This window comes from Stakelama pacifica (genome assembly GCF_004361835.1).
GTDB lineage: Bacteria > Pseudomonadota > Alphaproteobacteria > Sphingomonadales > Sphingomonadaceae > Sphingomonas > Sphingomonas pacifica.
The window spans coordinates 119,810-142,548 of the sequence record NZ_SNWD01000002.1 but is presented as its reverse complement, the minus strand read 5'-3'; the positions used below and the strand labels follow the sequence as shown (position 1 = coordinate 142,548).

The window sequence follows — 22,739 nt, the reverse complement described above, 5'->3', positions numbered from 1 at the left end:
AATATAAGGTTTTGCTGCGGGTGCTTTAGAAGCGACGCCAGAGCGCCCCCGCACCCCAGCCGAGAACGACCGACAGCGCAACCGCGCACAGACCGTATAGCAGCGACGCATGGTTCGCCGCACGCGCGACGAACCGTTCGAACCCCGATTTGCGAATGATGATCTCGCGGGTTGCAGCGGCAAGAACATGGCCGTCGCGGACCAGAAAGGTCTCGGCGGTGAAGCGTCCCACCGGAACGCGGGCGGGAATGGGGATGCGCGCGCGATACAGCACGCCGTCGGTAATCTCGACCGCGTCGGGCGATTCATAATAAAGCCCGTGGCGACGACGCAGATCGACCAGCCCGGCGGCAAAACGCTGCTGCGTATCGGCGGATGTGCCCGACGCGGGCGATAATTGCAGCCGGTCGAGGCCCATTTCATAAATGGCGCGTGTCCGGTCATCGACGATCGTGTCGAGCGGCCGCGACGATGCGACGGCATAGAAGGTTGGTGCGGAGCGATAGCGCATCCGCTCGGCATTCACCCAGATTCCGGCGACCTTCTGCTTCTCGCGCACCTGTACCGCCTCGGTCGGCCCTTTGACGACGATGACGATATCGGCCTGGTCCTTACCCGGATCGGGCACGCGCCCGCGGGGATAGAGGATCGCGCCGAAGAGAAGCAATTCGGCGCCGGTAAAGCTGTAGATAATGTCGATATCGCGCTGCGAGACATCGGGTACCAGCACCGGTTTCGCCGCGCCGAGCAGTAGCGGCGCAAGCATCAGCAGGGCAAGCGCGCGCCTCACAAGGGTTCGACCGAATAGATTTCATCCGGTCGCCAGCCAAGCCCCAGCGCCATGCGGAACGCGACCAGCAGCACCAGCACGGCGAGCGCGAGGCGGAGATATTCGGGCTTGATCTTCTGCGCGAAGCGAACGCCGATCTGCGCGCCCGTCACGGATCCGAGCAGCAGCAGCGCAGCAAGCACGATATCGACGGCTTTCGTGGTCAGCGCATGCGTCATCGTCGCACTCGCCGTCACGAACAAGGTCTGGAACAGCGAGGTACCGACTACCACGCGCGTCTGCATGCCGAGCAGATAGAGCATCGCCGGGATCAGGATGAATCCGCCGCCGATGCCGAGCAGCGTGGTGAGAATGCCGACGCCGAACCCCAGCAGCAGCGGCGCGAGCGGAGAAATATACAGGCCCGAAGCATAGAATCGGGTACGCAGCGGCAATGACGCGACCAGCGGATGGTGCCGCCTTTTGCGCGGCCGCGATGGTGTGCCCGACCGGCTCGACCGGATGGCGCGAATCGATTCGGTTGCCATCAGCGACCCGACCGATCCCAGCAAGACGACATACAGGATCGCGATGACGGTATCGATCTGCCCGGTCTGCTGTAACAGGCTGAACAGTCCGGCACCGGCGAGCGAGCCCATGACACCGCCGATGACCATCACGCCGCCCATCTTCATATCCACGCCGCCGCGCCGGAAATGGGCGGAAACGCCGGAAATGCTCGATCCCGTGACCTGCGAAGCGGCGGAGGCGGCGGCAACCGTGGGGGAGATGCCGTACACGATCAGCAGCGGGGTGGTCAGAAACCCTCCGCCCACGCCGAACATGCCCGACAGAAATCCCACCCCGCCACCGAGCAGGATGATGACAAGGGCGTTCACCGAGATATTGGCGACGGGCAGATACAGGTCCATTGGCCCCAGCGATAGTCGCATCGCGCGCCGGAAAAAAGCCGGTTCGACCGGGCGGGATCAGAAATCCGCGCCCAGTGTCAGCGCAAGCCCCGATCCTGGGTCGGCATTGCCGGCGACGCGCCGGCGCCATTCGAGCGACAGCCGCGCATTGCCGCCCGCTACCGGCAACGCCGTGGTGAGGGCGGGGCCGATATCCAGCCGCCTTGCCCCGCGCTGTATCCCGCCCCATCCACCAAGTCCCAGCAGAACCGGGCGCGCGCCGATCGTCGCGACCTGCCGCGTGACGCGGACTGCTCCGCCCGCGAAATAGTCCGCCCGGTCGCGGGCGATCACGCCGACCTCGCCATAGCTGTCGAGCTGCAATCCATGGCCGACCGGCGCGGGTCCTTGTCCGCCGACCAGCGCGATCGACGGGCCGCCGCGCTGATGATCCAGTCCGAAACGCTGCTCGGCGAGCAGCGTGACCGGCGCATCGAACGGTTTCCAGGCAAGCCCGGTCATTACCTCCGCCCCGCTGGTCGAAAGCGGCGATGCAGCGCGCAGGCTGAGGCTGAGCCGGCTTTCGGAATCGAGCAGATAGGTGGTGCGCATTCCCGCCTGACTGCCGCCAAGGCTGGCAAGGCCGGCGCGGAACGGCCCGCCGCTTCCGGGGCGGTAGAAAACCCAGCCGCTTGCCCGCCAGCGATCGGGCGGGGGCGGCAAACGCGGCATTGGCCCCGATATCGGCGGCCCTGTCGTGTTGTCGATCGCATGGGCGCTGCCAAAGGTGGTCATCGCGGCGAGTGCGAGCCTTTGCCGCCGTGGGTCTATGGAATCCTCAGTGACCGCATGCCCGGCAACTTGCGTACGCGCGGGCGGACCGGCGCGCTCGCCCGGCCGCGGCGTCGGTGCATGCGGAGCGGAAGCGATCGGCCGGGGCGCGGGCGGGCGCGCATGGTTCGCCAGCCGGGGCATTGGCAGCGGAACGCCTCGCTCGATTGCCTCGGGCAGCGATCCGGTGGCGATCCAGATCATGCCGATGCGCAGCATGGTCCATCCCACAAGCACGCTGCCGGCAAAACGTAGCGGACGCCCCTTCATCGCAGGGCCATTTCTTCCTCGGTTTCGGGGAAGCGGTGCACGGTCTTGTCCCAGCGGATCGCTGCGCCGAACAGCATGGCGATATAGCGGGTGAGGGCGCGCCGCGCCGCCAGCAGCGCGATATAATTGCCGACCATCGCGCGCGGGAGCGACCATAGCCCCTGACGCCACCCGTACAGCCGCCCGCTGAACCAGGCACGCACCGTCAGTCGCCAGCACAGCAGGAGCAGGGTCGCGCTCAGCACCATCCGCATCGGCGTGGAGATGGCGGGCGGCGCGATGTCGAACAGCGAATGGGCGAGCAGCGAAAGCCCGGTCGAAACCACGCCGATATAGCCCGCCAGCAGCACGATCACCGCCATCAGCGCTCGCCGGTCGCGCATCCGCATCCAATGTTCGGAAAGCGCGCCTGCGCGTCCCCATCCGGTACGATCCCATCCGGCAAGCGCGATACCGGTCATCCAGCGCGCCTTTTGCCGGATCGCAGCGTCGAGCGTTGCCGGGAAAAAGGCACGCACCGCTATCGGCGGGCCGTTCCGCCTCTCGCTGATCCGCGCGAAGGTTACACGCCCGCCGAGGCGCGCGACGGTCAGGCCCATTTCATAATCTTCGGTCAGGCTGGACCCGTCGAACGGCCCGTCCTCGCGCTCATCCGCAATGCGTTGCAGCATCTCGCTGCGCACTGCGCAGCCGACCCCGGCGAGCGGTATGGCGGCGCCGACTGCATGACGAACCGGCAGCACCAGCCCGTGCGCCACCGCGAACTCATCGCCATAATGACCGGCAACCAGCCGCGAGCTCGGATCCATCAGCGGCACAACCGGCAATTGCACCAGATCATGATCGCGGATCAGCGCAGCATGGACGCGCAGCTCGCTCGGGTGGATCACATCCTCGGCATCATGGATGATGACCGCCTCGGGCATCGGCTCGCCGGACGCTGCGTCCTGCACCATCGCGCGCCAGATCGCGTTCAGACAGTCCGCCTTGGTCGTCGGACCGGGCTTGGGCCCGATGACCAGCCGGACGCGCAAACTGGTCGCTGCGACTGCCGCCACCGCCCCGATCGTCGCCCGATCATTCGGATAGGTGCCGACATGGATCGTGTAATCGGCATAATCGATGCGATCGAGCGCCTGCCGCAGCATCGCTTCGATGACATTGGATTCGTCCCATGCAGCGATAAATATGGCGAGTCGCGGCGCATGGTCGCGGGGTATATCGGCGAGCAGCCGGGGCACGGCTTCGCGTTTTCGCAGCGGCGACAGCCGCCGCGCCAGATACACGGCATCGACGGCGAGATCATCGATCCCGCCGATAAGAAAACCCGCTCCAGCGAACAGCGTGCTTTCATGCGCGACGCTGTCCAGCGCCGCGAGAATCGATGCCCCGTCCATTCGTGCCCCCCTCGCACAGGACGGACTTTCCTGTTCGATGGCGGGAAAGACAAGCCATTACGCCGCAATACCGTAATATTACGGTACAGGGGAGCCAATCACTGCCTCACGCGTTTGGCGCTCCGGTCCTTAACCCTTTCAGGACTGGTGTTAACCACGCACCCGGCCGCGCCGGCCGCGTATCGTCGGTGCGGCCGAAGCGGCCGCACCTTGTCCGATCACCAGAAAAAGTCGCGATAGACCCGAAGCACGGTACCGGTGCGGACGTCGATCAGCAGCACATCGTCGTAATGGCGGACCCAGCGCTGAAACCGGCTGGCAGGGGGCAGGCGGAAATAGCCGGGATCGCCGATATAATAGCGGCTGGAAAAATAGGCCGGCCGGATGCGGACGCCGGGGCGGAATCGGTGATAGCGGAACGGCGCGTTCCAGCGGCCGCGATGATAGATCGACCGATGGCTGCGGCGATAGTCGCGCCAGGCATAGCGGCTCCAGCGGCGCTGAGCCGCGCGCCGGTCGTGCCGTACAACCCGCCGGTCATGGCGGATGTCGCGCGCCCGCTCACGGCGATAATGGCGCCGGTCGCGCCTGACTTCGCGCCGGTGATGGCGCACTTCGGCGCGTCGTTCGTGGCGATTGGCCCGCCGCTGATGGTCGCGATCATGATGCCGCGCGCCATGGTGCGACTGGGCCAGTGCAGGCGCTGCCCCCATGGGCAGCGCTACCGCCGCCATCAGGCCGGCCATCAAAAAATTCCGCATGGATGCTTCCCTCCTCAGCATTGCGGGCAAGCGGGCCGAAAAATGCCCGCACGCCGTTCATGAGGAGGAATATCGCAGCGTCGTGCTGAACCCGCCGGGAATGACATTGTCAGCGAAATGAAAGGGGCCTGCCCGATCGGCCCCGAAGGATTATTGCGGCGGCTGCTGCCCCATGCCGCCCGGCGTCACCGTGCCGATATTGCCGAACAATTGCTGGAAGAAGCCGCGCTTGCGTCCCAGAGTCGGCGTCTTTTCATCGGTCGGATTGATCTGCGCGACCTGCTCCATGCCCATCTTGTCGACAGCGGCAACCGTTCCGTTCTTGTCGAAGCGGATGCGAACCACGGTCTGGCTGGTCGGATCGGGACGGGTAAAGGCAAGGCTGTTCGTGTTGCGGCCCCAATAATACCATTCGGGCGAGTTGAACTCGCCGGTCAGCGTCGGCTGACCCAGCATGGTCGCGACCGAATCGCGATCGTCCACGCCCGGCTGCACCGCATTCACCAGATCGGCGTCGAAGACATAGCCGTGATGCGCCTGCACCTTGGCACATCCGCCGGTAAGCGCCGCACCGGCCAGCGCGCCGCCAAGGGCAATGGATTTCAACAAACGCGACATCGACAAATTCTCCAGCGCCCCCGCAATCGGCCAGCGGCGCATTGCATCATGCGCCCGCGCCCTCAATATGCGGCAAGGCGCTGTGCCACAAGGGCCGCGATAGCGATAAGGGGAGCGAATGGGATTGATCGGCAGGCTGTTCGGCGCATCCGACCGGAAAAGCGGCGCTGCATTATATGATGCGGTGGTTGCGCGCGGCCGTGCGCCGCACTGGTATATCGAAGGCGCGGTTGCCGATACGGTCGACGGGCGATTCGACATGATCGCTGCCATTTTGTGCATGGTATTGCTGGCGATCGAGGCGAAGGACCGCGAATCGCGCCTCGGCGTCGATATTACCGAGCGTTTCGTCGACGATATGGACGGACAGCTTCGCGAGATCGGCATTGGCGACATCGTTGTCGGAAAGCATATCGGCAAGATGATGGGGATGCTCGGCGGACGGCTCGGCGCCTATCGCGATGGCTTGGCGATGGGTGATCTTTCGCCCGCGCTGGTGCGCAACCTGTATCGCGGCGAGGCGCCTGACGCGGCGGCGCTCGCGCATGTCGCGGGCGGGCTGGCACGGTTTCGCGCGGCGCTAGGCGAGCTGCCGCTCGCCCGCATCGAACAAGGAGAGTTGCCCGAATGACCGCACCCGAATTCAGCCGTCCGCACCGCCTCGATCAGATCGGCGGCGCTCGCGGCGAGATCAGCATTGCGGCCGAACCGGACGAGCGCGATGCGCTGAAAGAGCGCTTCGGCCTGCTCAGCCTTTCCGGGCTGGAGGCGCGCTACCGGCTGGATCGCGACGGGCAGGTGGTGACCGCGAGCGGCCATGTCAGCGCAAAGGCAGAGCAGGCCTGTATCGCAACCGGCGGCCCGGTGCCCGCGAAGGTGGAGGAGGATTTCACCGTCCGATTCGTCCCCGCCGCCGCGCCCGATCAGGAAGAGATCGAGCTGGAGCAAGACGATTGCGATACGATTTTTTACGATGGCGGCACGATCGACATGGGCGAAGCGGTTGCCGAAACCATGGCGCTCGCCCTCGACCCGTTCCCAAGAAGCGACAATGCTGAGGACGTGCTGCGCGAAGCAGGCGTTCTGCGCGAGGATGAGGCGGGACCGTTCGGCGCACTGGCCGGCCTTCGCGATAAGCTGGGAGGTAAAAAAGGGTAGACGGCGCAGGTCGGTTTTCAGGAAACAGACGCAGCGCGAAACGTAACAGAGCGGCGGGAACTTCGCGCGCAACAGCTTTCTTAACTGCCCTGGCTTCCCTCCACCCCAATTCCGCACGCCAGCAGCTGCGCGACCTGATCGGCAATTCGCTCCGCATCCTCACTGTCGTCCCACACGCCGAAGCGCAAGCCGAGAAACACGTTCATTCCCATGATCGCCCAGGCATGGACTTCGGACATGCCGGAACGCAGTTCGCCGCGTTCGCTTGCGGCCTGAAGACGGGCTTTGATACGGTCGGCGGTGTTCGCGTAATGCGCGCGAAAGCTTTCGGGATCGACGAATTCGGCCTCGTCGATGATTCGATAGATTTCCTTGTGCGCCCGAACGAAACGGACGAATTCCAATAGTCCGGCACGCTCCGCCGCAATCTGATCTCCCGCCGACCGGAGCGCGGGCGCGACCGTGTCGCGCACCTGACCCGACATGTCGCGCACAAGTGCGCGAAAGATCGCATCCTTCGAATCGAAATAGGTGTAGAAGGTGCCGAGCGCTACCCCTGCGCGGCGGGTAATCCCGCTGATCGATCCTTCGTGAAACCCTTTGTCGCCAAATTCTTCCGCCGCCGCATCGAGCAGCGCGCGCAATGTCCTGCGCCCGCGTTCGGTGCGCGGTTCCTTGCCGCTGCTCGCCGCTCTGGTCGCGTTCATGCACCCTTCTCCCACGCCATTACGCACCCGGATGATGTTCGAAGTTGAAACCCGGTTCAGGTTTCAGTATAGCGTCCTCCGATCAGGCACAACCCGGCAACCATAGCCGGGGGTGCGAAGGAGAGGAAAATCCGATGCTTTTGACGCTTCGTTCCGCACGTCTTTCGTACATGGCGGGAGCAGCTGCGCTCGCCCTTATCGCCGGCAGCGCGCAGGCGCAGTCGACCGAAACCCCCGACCCGCAAAGCGCGGAGGCTGCCGATAGCGGTGAGGGCGAGATTATCGTCACCGCGCGCCGCCGCGCCGAATCGCTGGTGAAAGTGCCGATCGCAGTCACTGCCTATAGCGGCGAGGATCTCAGCCGGTCGGGCGCAATGGACATCACCGATATCGCGCAGACCACGCCCAACACCACGCTGGAGCCGTCGCGCGGCACCAACAACACGCTGACCGCGTTCATTCGCGGCGTCGGGCAGCAGGACCCCGTTTCGGGGTTCGAACAGGGCGTCGGCATCTATCTCGACGATGTGTATCTCAACCGGCCACAGGCGGCGGTCCTCGACATTTATGACGTCGAACGGATCGAGGTGCTGCGCGGGCCGCAGGGTACGCTCTATGGCCGCAACACGATCGGCGGCGCGGTGAAATATGTCACCCGCCCGCTGTCCGATCAGCCGATGGTCAGCGCGCGGGCAAGCTATGGCAGCTATGATCAGGCCGATCTGGTGGTCAGCGCCAGCACGCCGATCAACGACATTATCCGCGTCGGTGCGGCGGGCGCGCGCCTGTCGCGTGGCGGGTTCGGCAAGAACCTGACGACGGGCGAGGATAATTATAACAAGGATATCTGGGGCGCGCGCGGCACGGTGGAGATTGGCGGCTATGGCCAGCCGGTGCTGATCCGTATTTCGGGCGACTATACCCGTGACAAGAGCAATGCGCGCGGCGGGCATCGCCTGATCCCCGGCCAATTGTCGGGCGCACCGGTACTGGACGATGTGTATGACACGCGCGGCGGGCTGAACGATCCGAAACAGGATGTCGAAGCCTATGGCTTTGCGATCAATGCGACGATCGACCTGAATGACGCGATCACGCTGCGGTCGATCAGTGCATGGCGAAAGGATGACAGCGCCTCACCCATCGATTTCGACGCGCTGCCTGCGGTCGATCTTGATGTGCCGGCCTATTATCGCAACGAACAGATCAGTCAGGAATTCCAGCTTCTGTACGATAGCGACCGGCTTCACGGGCTGCTCGGTTTCTATTATCTCGACGCCAGCGCGGATACGCAGTTCGATGTCCGGCTGTTCACGACACTCGCCGGGCTGACCGCGTTTACGCAAGCCGATGTCGATACCGAAACCTATGCGGTGTTCGGCGATCTTACCTTTGACCTGACCGACCGGCTGAGCATCTCTGCGGGCGGGCGCTATACGTGGGACAAGCGTAACGCGGACATTTTGCGGCAGAATTATCTGGGCGGCGGCTCGCCGGTGTTCGGCGGAGCGGGTGTCGCCTCCGGTGCCCCAAGCACCAACTTTTCGGGCAGCAAGGCATTCGACAAATTCACGCCGCGCGTGTCGATCAGTTTCGAACCCACGCCCGATTCGAACCTCTATGCAAGCTATTCCAAGGGGTTCAAGGGCGGCGGCTTCGATCCGCGCGGGGTGGGTGTCAATGCGCCCGATCTGAACGGCGACGGCGTGGTGTCGGAAGCCGAAGTCACGTCCTTCCTCAGCTTCGATCCCGAAGCGGTCGACAGCTATGAGGTCGGGTATAAGGGCAGTTTCTTCGACAATGCCCTCTATCTCGCATTGGCCGGATTCTATGCCGATTATACCGATGTGCAGATACCCGGATCGGTCGCCTGCACCGTCGGGGGGATTTCGACATTTTGCGGCGTGGTCTCCAATGCGGGCAAGGCGACGTTCAAGGGCGTGGAGTTCGAAGGCCGCGCCCGACTGGCGCGCGACCTGTTCGCCGGCGGCGACCGGGTGAATTTCAACACCGCAATCGGTTTTATCGATGCGAAATATGATGAATATGTCACCAATATCGGCGGTGTTCCCACCGATGTTGCCGACTATCGCAAGGTACAGAATACGCCCAAATGGACGGCGAGCGGCACGCTAAGCTATACCGCGCCGGTCGCGGGCGGATCGATCTATGCCGGATCGACTTTGTCCTATCGCAGCAAAACCTATCAGTTCGAAATCCCCAATCCCTATATCGATCAGAAGGGCTATGCGCTGCTCGATGCGAGCATTGTGTGGACCGCGCCGGGCGATCGCTGGACGCTGGGTGTGCATGCGAAGAACATCACCGATGAACGCTACAAGACATCGGGCTATACGTTCGTGAACGCCGATCCGGTGACGGGTGCGATCATTCCGGGTGCAAACGGCCTGCCGGTCGGTAATCTGGGGCGGGAGGGGACGCTGACCGCCTTTTACGGCAATCAACGCCAGATTTTCGCAACCGTTGGTTTCAGGTTCTGATCCGGGCAAAGCCGTGCTAGGCAGGTACGGCATACCTGATTTACGAAAGCGACCCGGCGCAAAAGCCGGGCGCGTGTCAGGGGAGGATAGGAGCGCGCATGACCGATAAGCCGAAAGTGGCGCATCGCAACCGCTGGCTGGTGCTGGCGATGCTGCTTGTCGTTTACACCTTCAACTTTCTCGATCGCCAGATCCTGGGCATTCTCGCCGTACCCATTCAGGAAAATCTGGGGCTGAGCGACAGCGAATTCGGCATTATCGGTGGGACAGCCTTTGCCATTCTTTATTCGGTGCTGGGTGTTCCGCTGGCGCTGCTCGCCGACAAGGTGGGCAAAAGCCGGGTGATTGCAGGATCGCTGGTGGTGTGGAGCGGGTTCACTGCGCTGTGCGGCACGGCGTGGGGCTTCTGGTCGCTGTTCCTGTACCGGCTGGGCGTGGGTGTGGGGGAGGCGGGCGGCGTCGCCCCGTCCTATGCGCTGATCGCTGACTATTTCCCGGTGAAGGAGCGGGCGCGCGCCATCGCCATCTATTCGCTCGGCATCCCGATCGGGCTGGGGTCGGGCGTTCTGCTCGGCGCCTATATCGCGGCGAACGTCAACTGGCAGGCGGCGTTCATTACCGTCGGTATCGCCGGGATATTGGTCGCTCCTGTCTTTCTGTGGATCGTGCGTGACAAGCCGATGCCGAAGCCGGAGGGCGTGCGCGAACCGATGCTCGCCGTGCTCGGCATTCTTTCGCGCAAACCGGCCTTCTGGCTGCTGGCTACAGGGGCGGGGTGCAGCTCGATGGCCGGATATGGCCTTGCTTTGTGGGTGCCGAAGATTATCGCGGTGCAATTCGGCTGGACCCAGCCGGGAGAGCTGGTGAAGGTCGGACAGTTCATGGCGTCGCTGCTGCTGATCGGCGGTACGGCGGGGATGTTCCTTGGCGGCGTGGTTTCCGATAAGCTCGCGGCAAGTGACCGCGCCTGGTACGCCCGCGTGCCCGCCATCGCGTGGGTGCTGACCGCGCCGCTCTTCATGGCCGGACTGCTCACCACCTCGCCGGTGCTTGCATGGTGTTTCCTGATCTTCGCCAATTCGTTCAATACGCTGTGGTTGGGGCCGCTGGTGACGGCGAGCCAGCATCTGGCACCTGCCCGGATGCGTGCGGGCACGTCGGGCGCGTTCCTGATGATCAACAACCTGTTGGGGCTGGGCATCGGCCCCTGGCTGATGGGCGCGATTTCGGACCAGCTAAAGGGCGGCTATGGCGTGGATTCGCTGCGCTATGCGGCGATCATCTGTGTCGGCCTGTATCTGGTGGCGGCGGTGCTGGTGCTGCTCGCGATCCGCTCGCTCAAGCGCGACTGGGTAGAGGGAGAGGCGTAACGCCCGGGCACTCGCCCAATCTGCCGCACCATCGTCATTGCGAGCTCCGAAGGGGCGCGGCAATCCAGAGCGGCATGCGTTGTCGCTCTGGATCGCTTCGTCGCTGTGCCCCTCGCGATGACGAATGGGGAAGCGTATTGCAACGTGGCGTAGCGCCGCCCCGGCAGCATCACCTTTCGCGGGTCGCGGCGAACTTCACGTCGGGATAGCGTTCGGCGACATAGCCGACTTCCCACGCGCTTTTTGCCATGAAGACGGGGTTGCCGTCGCGGTCCTTCGCCATCGCGCTTCGGTTGATGTCGGTGAAATCCTTCAGCGTTTTGGGGTCGGCGGCCGACACCCAGCGCGCGGTTTCATAGGGCGCCATTTCCAGCCCCGCCGCGACCTTATATTCCGCCTCCAGCCGCGAAATCAGCACTTCCAGCTGAAGCTGGCCCACCACACCGATCACGATATTCGCGCCGATTTCGGGGTAGAAGACCTGCGTCACCCCTTCCTCGGCCATGTCATCCAGCGCTTTGCGAAGCTGCTTGGTCTTGGTCGGGTCTTTCAGCGCGACGCGGCGCAGGATTTCGGGCGCGAAGTTCGGCAGGCCGGTAAATCGCACCTGCGCCTTTTCGCTCATCGTATCGCCGACGCGCAGCGTGCCGTGATTGGGGATGCCGATAATGTCGCCGGGGAACGCCTCTTCGGCTAGCTCGCGGTCCTGTGCGAAGAACAGGATCGGCGAATGGATCGCTACCGGCTTGCCATGACCCGTCGGGGTCAGCTTCATGCCGCGCTTGAACGTGCCCGAACACAGCCGCATGAACGCGATGCGGTCGCGGTGATTGGGGTCCATATTCGCCTGCACCTTGAAGATGAAGCCGGTGACTTCATCGTTCATCGGGTCGACCGGCGCGGGTTCGGCGGGCTGCGGACGCGGCGGCGGGGCGTGTTCGGCAAGCGCGCCGATCAGCGCATCGACGCCGAATTGCTTTAGCGCCGACCCGAAATAAACGGGCGTCAGATCGCCATTGCGATACGCCTCGACATCGAAGGGCGCATAGCCCGCCATGGCAAGTTCGGCATCCTCGCGCAGCTTGGCAAGCCCTTGCGCCGACAGGATTTCGTCGAGCTGCGGATCGTCGAGCCCGCTGGTCTGGATCACCTTGCCCTGAAATTCGCGGCTCGGCCCTTCGGGCAGCAGCAGCCGGTTGCCGACAAGGTCGTACACGCCTTCGAACTGACCACCCAGACCCACGGGCCAAGTCATCGGCGTGACGTCGAGCGCGAGCAGGTCGGCGATCTCGTCCAGCGTCTCGAAATTCTCACGCCCTTCGCGATCGACCTTGTTGACGAAGGTGATGATCGGCACCGAACGCAGGCGGCAGACTTCGAACAATTTGCGCGTCTGGCTTTCGATGCCCTTGGCGACGTCGATCACCATCACCGCCGAATCGACTGCGGTCAGCGTGCGGTACGTGTCCTCGGAAAAGTCTTCATGCCCCGGCGTGTCGAGCAGGTTGAAGGTGATGCCTTCGCGCTCGAACGTCATCACCGACGAGGTGACCGAAATGCCGCGCTGCTGCTCGATCTTCATCCAGTCGGAGCGCGCGCGCCGCGCCTGCCCGCGCGCCTTCACCTCACCGGCAAGATGGATCGCGCCGCCGAACAGCAGCAGTTTTTCGGTCAGCGTGGTTTTGCCCGCGTCAGGATGCGAAATGATCGCGAACGTACGGCGATCGGGAATCTGGTTCATGGCCGGGCGTTTAGGGGCTGCGGTGCAAAACGGCAATGGCGGCAGCGGGTATCGCGCCGTCCCGCAGCCGATCAATATTGCGAAAGCCCGTTATTGCGCCGTTAATCGCCCTCGCTATAGCCGTGCGCCATGATCGAGACCGAACGGCTAATCCTGCGTCCGCTCACGGTGGACGATTTCGAAAATGTGCACCTGCTATGGGCGCAAACCGAAATCGGCGCGCTGTGGCGCGGCGCGCCTTTGTCCCGCGAGGAGCGCGAGAAGCGCCGCGCGGTTCAGGTGTCGCTTTGGGAAGATCAGGGCTATGGCATGTTCGCCTGGATCGACCGGTCGAACCGAGCCTTTGTCGGTGAAGGCGGTCTGTCGCATTTCCAGCGCGATTTCGGTCCTGAATTCGATGACAGCCCGGAAGCTGCCTGGGCGCTGATGCCCGAATATCAGGGACGTCGTTTCGCCTATGAAGCGATGCGCGCGGTGCATGACTGGTATCGGGAAAATTTCGGGGCGCAGCGCACGGTATGCATCATCGATCCGGGCAACCTGCCGTCGATCCGGCTGGCCCAGCGACTCAGCTATCGCGCGATCGACGAACGCGACTATCGCGATGCGCAGGTGACGGTGTTCGAACGGGCGGCCGACACCGAATAGCGTGCTGCTCGCCCCGCCGGAGGATGTTCCGGCGGGGCGGGGCAGGCTTTATCCGCGCAGGGTTGCGCCCTGCTTTGCCGCTGCTGCAACGACCTTGTCGGCAATTGCCTTGAGCTCTTCATCGGTGAAGCTCTTGTCACCGGGTTGCAGGGTGATTTCGATGGCAAGGCTCTTCTTGCCCTCTGCCACGCCCGCGCCGGTGAAGACGTCGAACAGCCGCGCATCGGTGATTGCTTTCTTGTCCGCGCCCTTCACCGCGCGGATCAGCGTGTCGGCGGTCATGTCGGCATCAACCAGAAACGCGAAATCGCGCGTCACCGGCTGAAGCTGTGCCGGAGTGTAGGCGGGGCGCAGGAACCCGGTCGACCGCTTTTCGGGAATTGCGTCGAGGAAGATTTCCACCGCCGCAACCGGTCCATCGAGGTCGAGCGCCTTCAGCACGCGCGGATGCAGCACGCCGAACGTCGCGAGCACGTTCTTCGGCCCCAGCCGCAGCGTCGCCGACCGGCCCGGATGCCAGGCATCGCCCGCATCGCCCATCACCAGCAGATTGGCGACCGGCGCGCCCGCTGCTTCCAGCAAAGCGAGCGCCGCTTCCTTGGCATCATAGCCGTCGAAGCTGCGCGCCTTGCCCGTGCGCCAGGAACGCGGCGCGGCATCGCCTGCCATGACCAGTGTCAGCGTCGGATGTTCGGTATCGCCGATATAGCGGCGGCCGAGTTCGAACAGGCGAACGCTGTCCTCGCTATGCGCAAGGTTGCGCTGCGCGGCGGTCAGCAGGCCGGGGAGGAGCGAAGGTCGCATGACCTTCATATCCTCGCTGATCGGATTGGCGAGCGTCCAGTTGCCGCCGCCGAAGATCGCCGCATCGCTTTCGGAAATGAAGCTCCACGTAATCGCTTCATGGAAACCGCGCGTGGCGGCTGCACGGCGCAGCTTGCGCTCCAGCTTCTGCTCCCATGTCGCGGTCGGCTGCGCCACGCCTGCGGGGCGGGGCAGCGGCTGTGACGGCACATTGTCGATGCCGTGGATGCGGACGACTTCCTCGACCAGATCGGCGGGGCCGGTAACGTCGCGGCGCCATGTCGGGACAATCGCCTGCGTCCCGTCCGCGCTTATTTCGAAGCCGAGGCGGGTAAGAATGTCGGTCTGCGTCGCGGTATCGAGGTCGATCCCGCCCAGCGTGCGCGCCATTTCGGGTTTGAAGGCAACGCTGCGCGGCTCAGCAGGCGGATTGCCCGCGCGGGTGATGCCGCTTGCGCTGCCGCCGCACAGGCTGGTCACCAGCCGCGTGGCGATCGCCAGCCCTTCGTCAAGAAAGGCAGGATCGACACCGCGTTCGAACCGCTGGCGCGCGTCGCTCGTCAGGTTCAGCTTCTGCCCGGTCTTCGCAATCGCTTCGGGGGTGAAATAGGCGCATTCGATTAGCACGTCGCTGGTCGTATCGGCAACGCCCGAATGTTCGCCGCCCATGATGCCGCCAATATCGTGCACCGCCGAGGAATCGGCGATGACGGTCATGGTTTCATCAAGCGTGTAGGCCTTTTCGTTGAGCGCAACCACGCTCTCGCCCGGCTTCGCCTTGCGCGCGACCAGTCCGCCGTCGAGCTTAGCCAGATCATAGACGTGCAGCGGACGGCCAAGATCGATCATCACGAAATTGGTGATGTCGACCAGTGCCGAAATCGGCCGCTGCCCAATCGCGGTCAGGCGGCGTTTCATCCATTCGGGTGCTTCGCCATTGGCGACGCCCGAAACGCGCTGGGCATAGAAAGCCGGGCAGCCTTCCTGATCCTCGATTGCGATGTCCGGCCCGTCGCCTTCGCCCTCGACCGGGGCGGTGCCGCCGAACTCGGCATAGACCTGATCGAGCGGTTTCAGCGTGCCGAGGCCCGCCGCCGCCAGATCGCGCGCGACGCCGCGAACGCCCATGCAATCCTGCCGATTGGGGGTGATCGCGATGTCGATGACCGGATCGTTCAGCCCGGCAAATTCGGGATAGGGCGTGCCGACCGCGCCAAGCGCGTCTTCGCTAAGTTCGATGATTCCGTCATGCGAATCGCCCAGTTCCAGCTCGCGCACCGAACACATCATGCCGTTCGAGGTCACGCCGCGAATCGCAGCGACCTTCAGCGTGAAATCGGAACCGGGAACATAGGCACCGGGAGGGCCGAATACGCCGATCAGGCCGGTGCGCGCATTGGGCGCGCCGCACACCACCTGTTGCGGTTCGCCGCCGGCATCGACCGAAAGCACCTGCAATTTATCGGCGTCCGGATGCGGCTTTGCCTCCAGCACCCGCGCGACGATGAAATCCGAAAGCTTTTCGCCCGGATTTTCGATCCCCTCGACCTCAAGACCGATGCGGGTCAGCGCTTCTGCGACCGTGTCGATATCGGCATCGGTGTCGAGATGCTGTTTCAACCAGCCAAGCGTGAACTTCATGCCCCGACTCCTCCGGACAAGGTGGGAATATCAAGCGCGGAAAATCCGTAATGGCGCAGCCAGCGCAGATCGCCGTCGAAGAACGGGCGCAGATCGTCCATGCCATATTTCAGCATGGCAAGCCGGTCGACGCCGGTGCCGAAGGCAAAGCCCTGCCATTCGTCGGGATCGAGGCCGCACGCTTTGATGACATTGGGGTGCACCATGCCGCTGCCCAATACTTCCATCCAGCCTTCCGACCCGCCGACGACCCGGCGACCCTTTTCATAGGAATAGCCGATATCGACCTCTGCCGAGGGTTCGGTGAAGGGGAAATAGCTGGGGCGCAGGCGCAGGACGATATCGTCGCGCTCGAAATACGCCTTGAGGAACGTCTCAAGCGTCCATTTTAGATGGCCGAGCGTAATCCCCTTGTCGATGACCAGTCCTTCGATCTGGTGGAACATCGGCGTGTGGGTGGCGTCGCTGTCGCTGCGATAGACGCGGCCCGGCGCAATGATGCGCACCGGCGGCTTGCCCTGCATCATCGTGCGGATCTGCACCGGCGAGGTGTGGGTGCGCAGCAGATGCGCCTGCTTTCCATCTTCGCCTTTCGGGAAATAGAAGGTGTCGTGCATCGCGCGCGCCGGGTGCGTCTCAGGGATGTTGAGCGCGGTGAAATTGTGCCAGTCGTCTTCGATCTCGGGCCCGCTGGCGACCGCGAAGCCGAGATCAGCGAAGATTTCGGCGAGTTCGTCCATCACTTGGCTCACCGGGTGGATGCTTCCGGGGCGCACGGCATCGACCGGCAGCGTCATGTCCATGCGTTCGGCGGCGAGCTGCGCCTCAAGCTGCGCATTTTCGAGCTTTTCCTTGCGTGCAGCGATGGCGTCGGTCACCGCCTCGCGAAGCGCGTGGATGCGTGGGCCGTTTTCCTGACGCTCTTCGGGCGTCATCTTGCCCAAGGATTTCAGCATGGCGGTGATGACGCCCTGCTTGCCCAGCGCATGGACGCGCACCGCGTCGAGCGCCTCCAGCCCGGCGGCGGTGTCGATCGCGGCGAGCAAATCCTCGCGAAGCTGGTCGAGATCGGTGTCCAAGATCATGTCTCCATCCGGCCATGCGGCCTTAACGAGCGAAAAGTTCGGAAAGATTAGGCTGGTCCGCTTCGAAGCCTAAGCCGCGTGCAAGATCAACCCATGGCGCAATTTTCCGTACGAATAGGTGACAGTCGCTTCCCTGTCGTATCCCCGCGAACGCGGGGGTCCAGAGCAACCTGACGCTTGCTTGCGGCTTCTGGATTCCCGCTTGCGCGGGATTACGGGGAGGGCAACCGGCCTGAAGATACGAAAAGGGCGCGGGTGGCAGTTCCACCCGCGCCCCTTTTTTAGCGCGTCGCTGTCAGGCCGAAATTTAAGCGGCCTGAGGCAGAGCCGCCTTCGCCTGAGCGACGATGGCGCTAAACGCTTCGCCTTCATGCATTGCGATGTCGGCCAGAACCTTGCGGTCCAGATCGATACCGGCGAGCTTCAGCCCGTGCATGAACTGGCTGTAGGTCAGGCCTTCTGCGCGAACGCCCGCATTGATGCGCTGAATCCACAGCGCGCGGAAATTGCGCTTCTTAACCTTACGGTCGCGATAGGCGTACTGACCGGCCTTTTCGACGGCCTGACGTGCGATACGGATCGTGTTCTTGCGACGGCCATAATAGCCCTTCGCCTGATCCAGAATCCTTTTATGCTTCGCCTTGGTGGTCGTACCACGTTTGATGCGTGCCATGGTCCGTTACTCCTTACTTCAGGCCGTACGGCGCCCAGAGGCGCACATGACCGGCATCCGAATCGGAAAGCACGGACGTGCCACGATTCTGGCGAATATATTTGGCGTTATGGCTGCTAAGGCGGTGCCGCTTGCCGGCCACGCCGTGCTTCACCTTGCCAGTGGCGGTGAATTTGAAGCGCTTCTTAACGCCGCTCTTCGTCTTGAGCTTGGGCATTTTGTCTCCTTTCGCATGATGCGCGGCCTGCGAACGGACTCGGCAGCCCTTGATGGCCGGCCAGTTCCTTAATGGTCGCGCGGAAAGGCGGGCGCATAGCGTAACCGCTTCGTCTTGGCAAGCGAGGAGCGTGCGGAACTCATGCCCTGCCGGCGCTTTTATCGCGAATGAACAATGCTCATGCTTCTGCTTCGCCAGACAGCGTTACCGCCCGGTGGCGCGATCGTGCAAGCCGGACATGGTCCCGCATTCCGCCGATGGTGCCCGCCCGTGCACCGCGTTGGGCACGGATCGCGATTCGCGTCCTGTATGGCCTGATCGCCGCGTTGTTTCTGTGCTGGCTGATCCTTTTCATCACCAAAGGGCGGTTCCTGAAAGGCCCGTTCGAAAGCATCGCCAGCCGCCTGTCGCATCGCAACGTTCAGGTGGCTGGCGACTTTCAATTCTATTTCAACCCGATTGATGTGCATTTTCGTGCCGATGGCCTCAGCGTTTCCAACCCCGACTGGGCGAAGCAGCGCAATTTCTTTCAGGCCCAGCGAATCGATGCCGATATCGCGACGCTGAGTTTCCTGATCGGTCAGCGCCGGGTCCATCGACTGGCGCTCGACGGCGCGACGGTGGATTTCGAATGGGATGCCGACCATGCGCGCAACAGCTGGACCTTTGGCGATCCGAAGGAAAAGGGAAAGCCGCTCGACCTGCCGACGATCACGCGGGCCCGCTTCGCAGGTACGCAGCTTCGCTATAGCGATCCCAAGGGGCAGCTTGGTGCCGACATCCGGTTCGATACCGTGGCGACAAGTGGTTCGCGCATCGGTCAGGCGCTGCGGTTCAAGGGGACGGGGGAGGCGCGCGGAACCCCCTTCAACGTGCTCGGCGCGCTGCTTTCGCCCGACGATACGGTTTCGGGCGGGCGCAATCAGCTAGCCATGCGCGTGACGACTGCCGATGCGCGCGGCGATGTCAGCGGTACGTTGCCCGGCGCGACCGAGCTGGACGGAGCCGATCTGCATGCCGATGTGCGCGGCGCGAATCTCGCCAGCCTGTTCGCGGTGCTGGGCGTCCCCATCCCCGATACGCGCCGCTATCACCTGACGACAGCCTTTACCAAGGCGGGGGACGAATGGCGGCTGACGGGTTTGAAAGGCAAATTCGGCGATAGCGACCTTTCGGGCAAACTCACCGTTCGGCTGGGCGAGCCACGGTTGAAGCTCACCGGCGACCTTTCCACCCGGACGCTCGATATCGTCGATGTCGGGCCGTTCATCGGCTATGACCCCAACCGTCTGGCGGAACAGGGTGCGAAGGGCGCGATCGAGCAAATTGGCGGGCATCCCCGTGTGCTTCCCGATGCAAAGCTGCGAATCGACGCGCTCGCCAATGTGGATGCCGAAATCCGCTATCGCGTGCGTACGATCCGCGCGCCGAACCTGCCTGTTTCGAATGCCGATCTGACGCTGAACCTCGACAACCGGCTGCTCAAATTGTCGCCGCTTACCTTCGACATGGCGCGCGGGCATGTCAGTTCGGACATCAGCATCGATGCACGGCGCGATCCTGTCGTTACCGATTATGATATACGCCTGTCGCCGACGCCGATGGGCGTCCTGCTCGCCGGATGGGGGGTGGAGCAATCGGGGACCAGCGGCGTGTTGAAGGCGCGGGTGAAGCTCACCGGGCGGGGCGATTCGGTGCATGAATCGCTCAGCAACGCCGATGGCCGGATCGCCATCATCATGCCCAAAGGCACCTTCTGGGCGCGCAATGCGCAGCTTGCCGAGATTGATATCGGTACTTTCGTCCAGAAGATGTTCGAGGATAAGCTGAAACAGCCGGTCGAGATTAATTGCGGGCTGATCGGCTTCACGGTGCGCGATGGCGTGGCGGCGGCGGACCCGATCCTGATCGACACTGCGAAGAATGTGATGATTGGCCGTGGCGGATTCAGTTTCCGGAACGAGGCGCTCGACCTTGCCTTCCGCGCCGATTCAAAGAAATTCTCGCTGTTCTCCGGCCAGTCCCCGGTCGCGATCAAGGGCTATTTCGCCAAACCCGCTATCGATCCGATCAGCGGCGACCTGCTGGCTCGCGCAGGCACGGCCATAGGCCTGGGGCTGGTCGCCACGCCGGTCGCGTCGGTCCTGTCGTTCGTCGATATCGGCGATGCAAAGGCAACCGCCTGCGGCCCCGTTCTGGCAGGCGCAAAGGCAAGCGCTCAGCGCACCGCAAAGGGCGAAAAGCGCGACGATGTCGGCAATGGCACCACCGCAACGAGCGAAGACGGCAAACAGGACAAGGGCGAGAAGAAGGAGCAGCGCAAGAAATTCCTCGGCATTTTCTGATGCCGAGGAAAAATGTAATCAGGCCGAAGGAAGGGGCGTCGCGAGGCGAGCATTTGCAGCCCGGATTTCTTCGCGCCGCGCGGTTCGCTCATCGATGCGCATAGCGACGCGCACAGAGATAGCGGGAATGATCGCAACAATCAGACCCACAACCACCGCATCAACGACAAGCATCGGCCATAACAGTATCGGCTCCCGCCCGACCGCATAGCGATTGAGCATTTGATGAAGGATATTGATCGGTAGCCGCCCGACGAAGAAGAGCGGCAGGGCGTAAAGGTAGAGCAGGCCGGTTCTTCGCGCCGAGGCGATTGGATTGGGTACGGCTCCGTCCGTTGCGCTCGATACTATCCACGCCATCAGCAGCGGCTCGATAAAAACCTGGCCAAGGCCGATTGTGGCCTGGACGGGCAGCACCTTGTCTTCGGCGAGATATTGGCGGGCGTAGAATAGTGCTCCAAACAGGATCAACGAATAGATCAGATAAGGAAGGTACCGCAGAAAGGCGATGCCCGGCGCTGATACGGCGCGATTGGCGCGCACCGTTCCAAGGTAGCGCAGAACGAAAAAACCGCCGACATAAACCGACAGCATCTTGATCCAGCCCAACATCATGCGCGAACTGTTCATGGGCACGGCACGCGCAGTCTCGACATTTTCAAACATGCCGATGCGATATTCCACGACGTGCTGGGCGAACTCCCAAAGGATGATGGCCCCGAACATCCAGCGCAGCGCATAAAGCGTTCGCGCACCGTCGAAATGCGCCCCGACCAGATCAGTTCCAAAATGCTTCAGCCACTTCATTGTTCGGTCTCCTCATCTTCTTCGAAAACGAAAATGTCGCCGGGCTGGCAGTCGAGCGCGCGGCAAACAGCTTCGAGGGTCGAAAAGCGGATCGCTTTGGCTTTTCCGGTCTTGAGAACCGAAAGATTGGCGAGCGTAATGCCGACCCGGTCGGACAATTCGGTAAGCGTCATCCGCCGCGCATGGAGCAGGTCGTCGAGCTTGACGGTGATCGGCATCAGACCGTTCCCTCAAGATCATCGCGCATCGCAACACCCTGTTCGAAGATGCCGGCGAGGATGAACAGGAGCAGGACGAGCAGCCAGCCAAGCAGTGACGGGCTCCAGCCGATCCAGTCGATATCGTTCTTTTGGGCATAGAAGGAGAGGAGGCCCCCCAGCAGATCGAGAAGCTGAAAACCCAGGATCAGCCACGCCATTTTCCGAAGTCTGACGGCATTGGCGGTGATGAAGGGCGTTCCCTGACCCACGGTATCGATCATTCGCGATAGCAGAGCCAGCAACAGGCCAACGGGAATTGCGGCGACGGCGCCAAGTATGAGTGCCAGCCTCATAAAGTTCAGCACCATCGGCGCCTGATCGATACCGTATTTTGTACCTACCGCCGTCAGAATGACATCCGGCGACACCGCCCACCATGCCAGAACGGCGACGAATCCCGCGCCTGCCAGAATGTTGAGCCAGAATAATCCCCGCACAAGGAAGCGCGACAGTTTCAGAACATTCATGATGTATCGACCTACGATATCTCTCTTATCGAATTTCGATAAACTCGAATTTATCGATAGTCAATAAAGCAGTATCGATTTTCGATAAATATCAAGGCGTATCTGGATGGAGAAATCCGCTCATATCCTGCGTCGAGGTGGACCTATCCGCATGTTGCGACCCTCGCCACCAGTCGTCACCCCCAGCGAAAGCTGGGGTCTCCGGGTTGCTTGGGTGAAGCGGAGCATCGCGATGCGCTATCGGGAATAAAGCGACAGCCCCGCGATAAGCAGGCTCACCGTAGCTATGCCGAATTGCGGGATACGCAGCGCGGCGAAATGGGCAGGGGCATTGCCTTTGAGCGCGGCGCGGGTGTCGAGGATCGCAGCGAGCGCGAAGCCTGCCGCCAGCAGGAATACCGAGAGCGCGGGCCAGGGCAGGAGCAGCGCGAGGCCCGCGGTAATGAAATACACCAGCATCGTCGCGATCTCGACCCCGGTGCATGCGCCGCGATAGCCGAACCCGAATCCGCGCCGGACGCCGCCGACAAAGGTGAGGATCATCGCACCCCATATCGTCATCAGCCACACCGCAATGCTGGGCCATGGGGCAGGCATCGCCCAGCAGGCAAGCGCGGCAGCGATGAAGGGAAGCATCGGGCCATAGCCGAAAATCAGGCTGTCGATCGGGATGGGCGGGGCGGCGACGCGGTTCATGCCGCTTCAAACCGCCCGACCCGGGGAAGGGTTGCGCCGTCCCTGCGTTGCATCCCCTTGCG

23 protein-coding genes are annotated in these 22,739 nt (G+C 63.0%); 7 read left to right on the top strand and 16 right to left on the bottom strand.

What is annotated here, in order from left to right; all coding sequences use genetic code 11:
- Window positions 1–25: 25 nt before the first annotated feature.
- From EV664_RS03875 to EV664_RS03855, 5 genes are all read right to left on the bottom strand, one after another.
- The gene (locus EV664_RS03875) at window positions 26–766 is read right to left on the bottom strand and encodes a TIGR02186 family protein (protein ID WP_133494720.1); all 741 of its coding nucleotides are present in this window, start codon (window positions 764–766) and stop codon (window positions 26–28) included.
- Window positions 767–786: 20 nt separating this feature from the next.
- On the bottom strand, window positions 787–1,701 hold the full coding sequence (locus tag EV664_RS03870) for a sulfite exporter TauE/SafE family protein (RefSeq protein ID WP_133494387.1): 915 nt from the start codon (window positions 1,699–1,701) through the stop codon (window positions 787–789).
- Between the two features lie 57 nt (window positions 1,702–1,758).
- On the bottom strand, window positions 1,759–2,781 hold the full coding sequence (locus EV664_RS03865; RefSeq protein ID WP_133494386.1) for a hypothetical protein: 1,023 nt from the start codon (window positions 2,779–2,781) through the stop codon (window positions 1,759–1,761).
- On the bottom strand, window positions 2,778–4,178 hold the full coding sequence (locus tag EV664_RS03860) for a glycosyl transferase family protein (RefSeq protein ID WP_133494385.1): 1,401 nt from the start codon (window positions 4,176–4,178) through the stop codon (window positions 2,778–2,780). Before EV664_RS03860 ends, EV664_RS03865 begins: the two co-directional genes overlap by 4 nt.
- A 218-nt stretch (window positions 4,179–4,396) precedes the next feature.
- Entirely contained in the window at window positions 4,397–4,939 is a 543-nt protein-coding gene (locus EV664_RS03855; protein WP_133494384.1) for an RcnB family protein, read from the bottom strand.
- Here EV664_RS03855 and EV664_RS19615 point away from each other — a divergent pair.
- Complete coding sequence (locus EV664_RS19615; RefSeq protein WP_268237626.1) at window positions 4,938–5,060, top strand: hypothetical protein; 123 nt, start codon at window positions 4,938–4,940, stop codon at window positions 5,058–5,060. The two genes, EV664_RS03855 and EV664_RS19615, sit on opposite strands and share 2 nt — an antisense overlap.
- 29 nt (window positions 5,061–5,089) lie before the next feature.
- On the opposite strand, the gene EV664_RS03850 is transcribed toward EV664_RS19615, so the two are convergent.
- Window positions 5,090–5,557 carry an outer membrane protein assembly factor BamE gene (locus tag EV664_RS03850; protein ID WP_133494383.1) on the bottom strand — a complete coding sequence of 156 codons (468 nt, stop codon included), beginning with the start codon at window positions 5,555–5,557 and terminating at the stop codon, window positions 5,090–5,092.
- A gap of 118 nt (window positions 5,558–5,675) precedes the next feature.
- On the opposite strand from EV664_RS03850, the gene EV664_RS03845 reads away from it, so the two are divergent.
- Window positions 5,676–6,188: a ubiquinol-cytochrome C chaperone family protein gene (locus EV664_RS03845; RefSeq protein WP_133494382.1), complete on the top strand. Its 513-nt coding sequence runs from the start codon at window positions 5,676–5,678 to the stop codon at window positions 6,186–6,188.
- Window positions 6,185–6,715, top strand: coding sequence for a YceD family protein (locus tag EV664_RS03840; RefSeq protein WP_133494381.1), 531 nt, complete (start codon window positions 6,185–6,187; stop codon window positions 6,713–6,715). The genes EV664_RS03845 and EV664_RS03840 overlap by 4 nt, the downstream gene beginning before the upstream one ends.
- A gap of 80 nt (window positions 6,716–6,795) precedes the next feature.
- On the opposite strand, the gene EV664_RS03835 is transcribed toward EV664_RS03840, so the two are convergent.
- On the bottom strand, window positions 6,796–7,422 hold the full coding sequence (locus tag EV664_RS03835; RefSeq protein WP_133494380.1) for a TetR/AcrR family transcriptional regulator: 627 nt from the start codon (window positions 7,420–7,422) through the stop codon (window positions 6,796–6,798).
- A gap of 134 nt (window positions 7,423–7,556) precedes the next feature.
- Between EV664_RS03835 and EV664_RS03830 the strand changes: the two genes are divergently transcribed.
- Together EV664_RS03830 and EV664_RS03825 are read left to right on the top strand one after the other, a co-directional pair.
- Window positions 7,557–9,923, top strand: a complete 2,367-nt coding sequence (locus tag EV664_RS03830; protein WP_229668113.1) for a TonB-dependent receptor — start codon at window positions 7,557–7,559, stop codon at window positions 9,921–9,923.
- A 98-nt stretch (window positions 9,924–10,021) separates the two neighbouring features.
- Window positions 10,022–11,293 carry a spinster family MFS transporter gene (locus tag EV664_RS03825; RefSeq protein ID WP_133494379.1) on the top strand — a complete coding sequence of 424 codons (1,272 nt, stop codon included), beginning with the start codon at window positions 10,022–10,024 and terminating at the stop codon, window positions 11,291–11,293.
- A 169-nt stretch (window positions 11,294–11,462) separates the two neighbouring features.
- On the opposite strand, the gene EV664_RS03820 is transcribed toward EV664_RS03825, so the two are convergent.
- Entirely contained in the window at window positions 11,463–13,034 is a 1,572-nt protein-coding gene (locus EV664_RS03820; RefSeq protein ID WP_133494378.1) for a peptide chain release factor 3, read from the bottom strand.
- Between the two features lie 129 nt (window positions 13,035–13,163).
- Between EV664_RS03820 and EV664_RS03815 the strand changes: the two genes are divergently transcribed.
- Complete coding sequence (locus tag EV664_RS03815; protein WP_133494377.1) at window positions 13,164–13,682, top strand: GNAT family N-acetyltransferase; 519 nt, start codon at window positions 13,164–13,166, stop codon at window positions 13,680–13,682.
- Window positions 13,683–13,730: 48 nt separating this feature from the next.
- Here the strand turns inward: EV664_RS03815 and pheT are convergent, their stop codons facing one another.
- The 4 genes from pheT to rpmI all read right to left on the bottom strand — a co-directional run bounded on the left by pheT (window position 13,731) and on the right by rpmI (window position 18,102).
- A complete protein-coding gene (gene pheT / locus EV664_RS03810; protein ID WP_133494376.1) occupies window positions 13,731–16,127 on the bottom strand; it encodes a phenylalanine--tRNA ligase subunit beta in 2,397 nt (798 codons plus the stop codon).
- Window positions 16,124–17,212 carry a phenylalanine--tRNA ligase subunit alpha gene (gene pheS, locus EV664_RS03805; RefSeq protein WP_188656364.1) on the bottom strand — a complete coding sequence of 363 codons (1,089 nt, stop codon included), beginning with the start codon at window positions 17,210–17,212 and terminating at the stop codon, window positions 16,124–16,126. Before pheS ends, pheT begins: the two co-directional genes overlap by 4 nt.
- Window positions 17,213–17,519: 307 nt before the next feature.
- Window positions 17,520–17,885: a 50S ribosomal protein L20 gene (gene rplT / locus EV664_RS03800; RefSeq protein WP_133494375.1), complete on the bottom strand. Its 366-nt coding sequence runs from the start codon at window positions 17,883–17,885 to the stop codon at window positions 17,520–17,522.
- Window positions 17,886–17,898: 13 nt separating this feature from the next.
- Complete coding sequence (gene rpmI, locus EV664_RS03795) at window positions 17,899–18,102, bottom strand: 50S ribosomal protein L35 (RefSeq protein ID WP_133494374.1); 204 nt, start codon at window positions 18,100–18,102, stop codon at window positions 17,899–17,901.
- A 257-nt stretch (window positions 18,103–18,359) separates the two neighbouring features.
- Between rpmI and EV664_RS03790 the strand changes: the two genes are divergently transcribed.
- Window positions 18,360–20,447 (top strand): AsmA family protein, encoded by a 2,088-nt coding sequence (locus EV664_RS03790; protein ID WP_133494373.1) that lies wholly within the window; start codon window positions 18,360–18,362, stop codon window positions 20,445–20,447.
- An 18-nt stretch (window positions 20,448–20,465) separates the two neighbouring features.
- On the opposite strand, the gene EV664_RS03785 is transcribed toward EV664_RS03790, so the two are convergent.
- The 4 genes from EV664_RS03785 to EV664_RS03770 all read right to left on the bottom strand — a co-directional run bounded on the left by EV664_RS03785 (window position 20,466) and on the right by EV664_RS03770 (window position 22,677).
- Entirely contained in the window at window positions 20,466–21,254 is a 789-nt protein-coding gene (locus EV664_RS03785; RefSeq protein ID WP_133494372.1) for a hypothetical protein, read from the bottom strand.
- A complete protein-coding gene (locus EV664_RS03780; RefSeq protein WP_133494371.1) occupies window positions 21,251–21,472 on the bottom strand; it encodes a helix-turn-helix domain-containing protein in 222 nt (73 codons plus the stop codon). The genes EV664_RS03785 and EV664_RS03780 overlap by 4 nt, the downstream gene beginning before the upstream one ends.
- On the bottom strand, window positions 21,472–21,981 hold the full coding sequence (locus EV664_RS03775; RefSeq protein ID WP_133494370.1) for a DUF2975 domain-containing protein: 510 nt from the start codon (window positions 21,979–21,981) through the stop codon (window positions 21,472–21,474). The genes EV664_RS03780 and EV664_RS03775 overlap by 1 nt, the downstream gene beginning before the upstream one ends.
- Before the next feature lie 237 nt (window positions 21,982–22,218).
- Window positions 22,219–22,677, bottom strand: a complete 459-nt coding sequence (locus EV664_RS03770; RefSeq protein WP_133494369.1) for a DUF3429 family protein — start codon at window positions 22,675–22,677, stop codon at window positions 22,219–22,221.
- Window positions 22,678–22,739 lie beyond the last annotated feature (62 nt).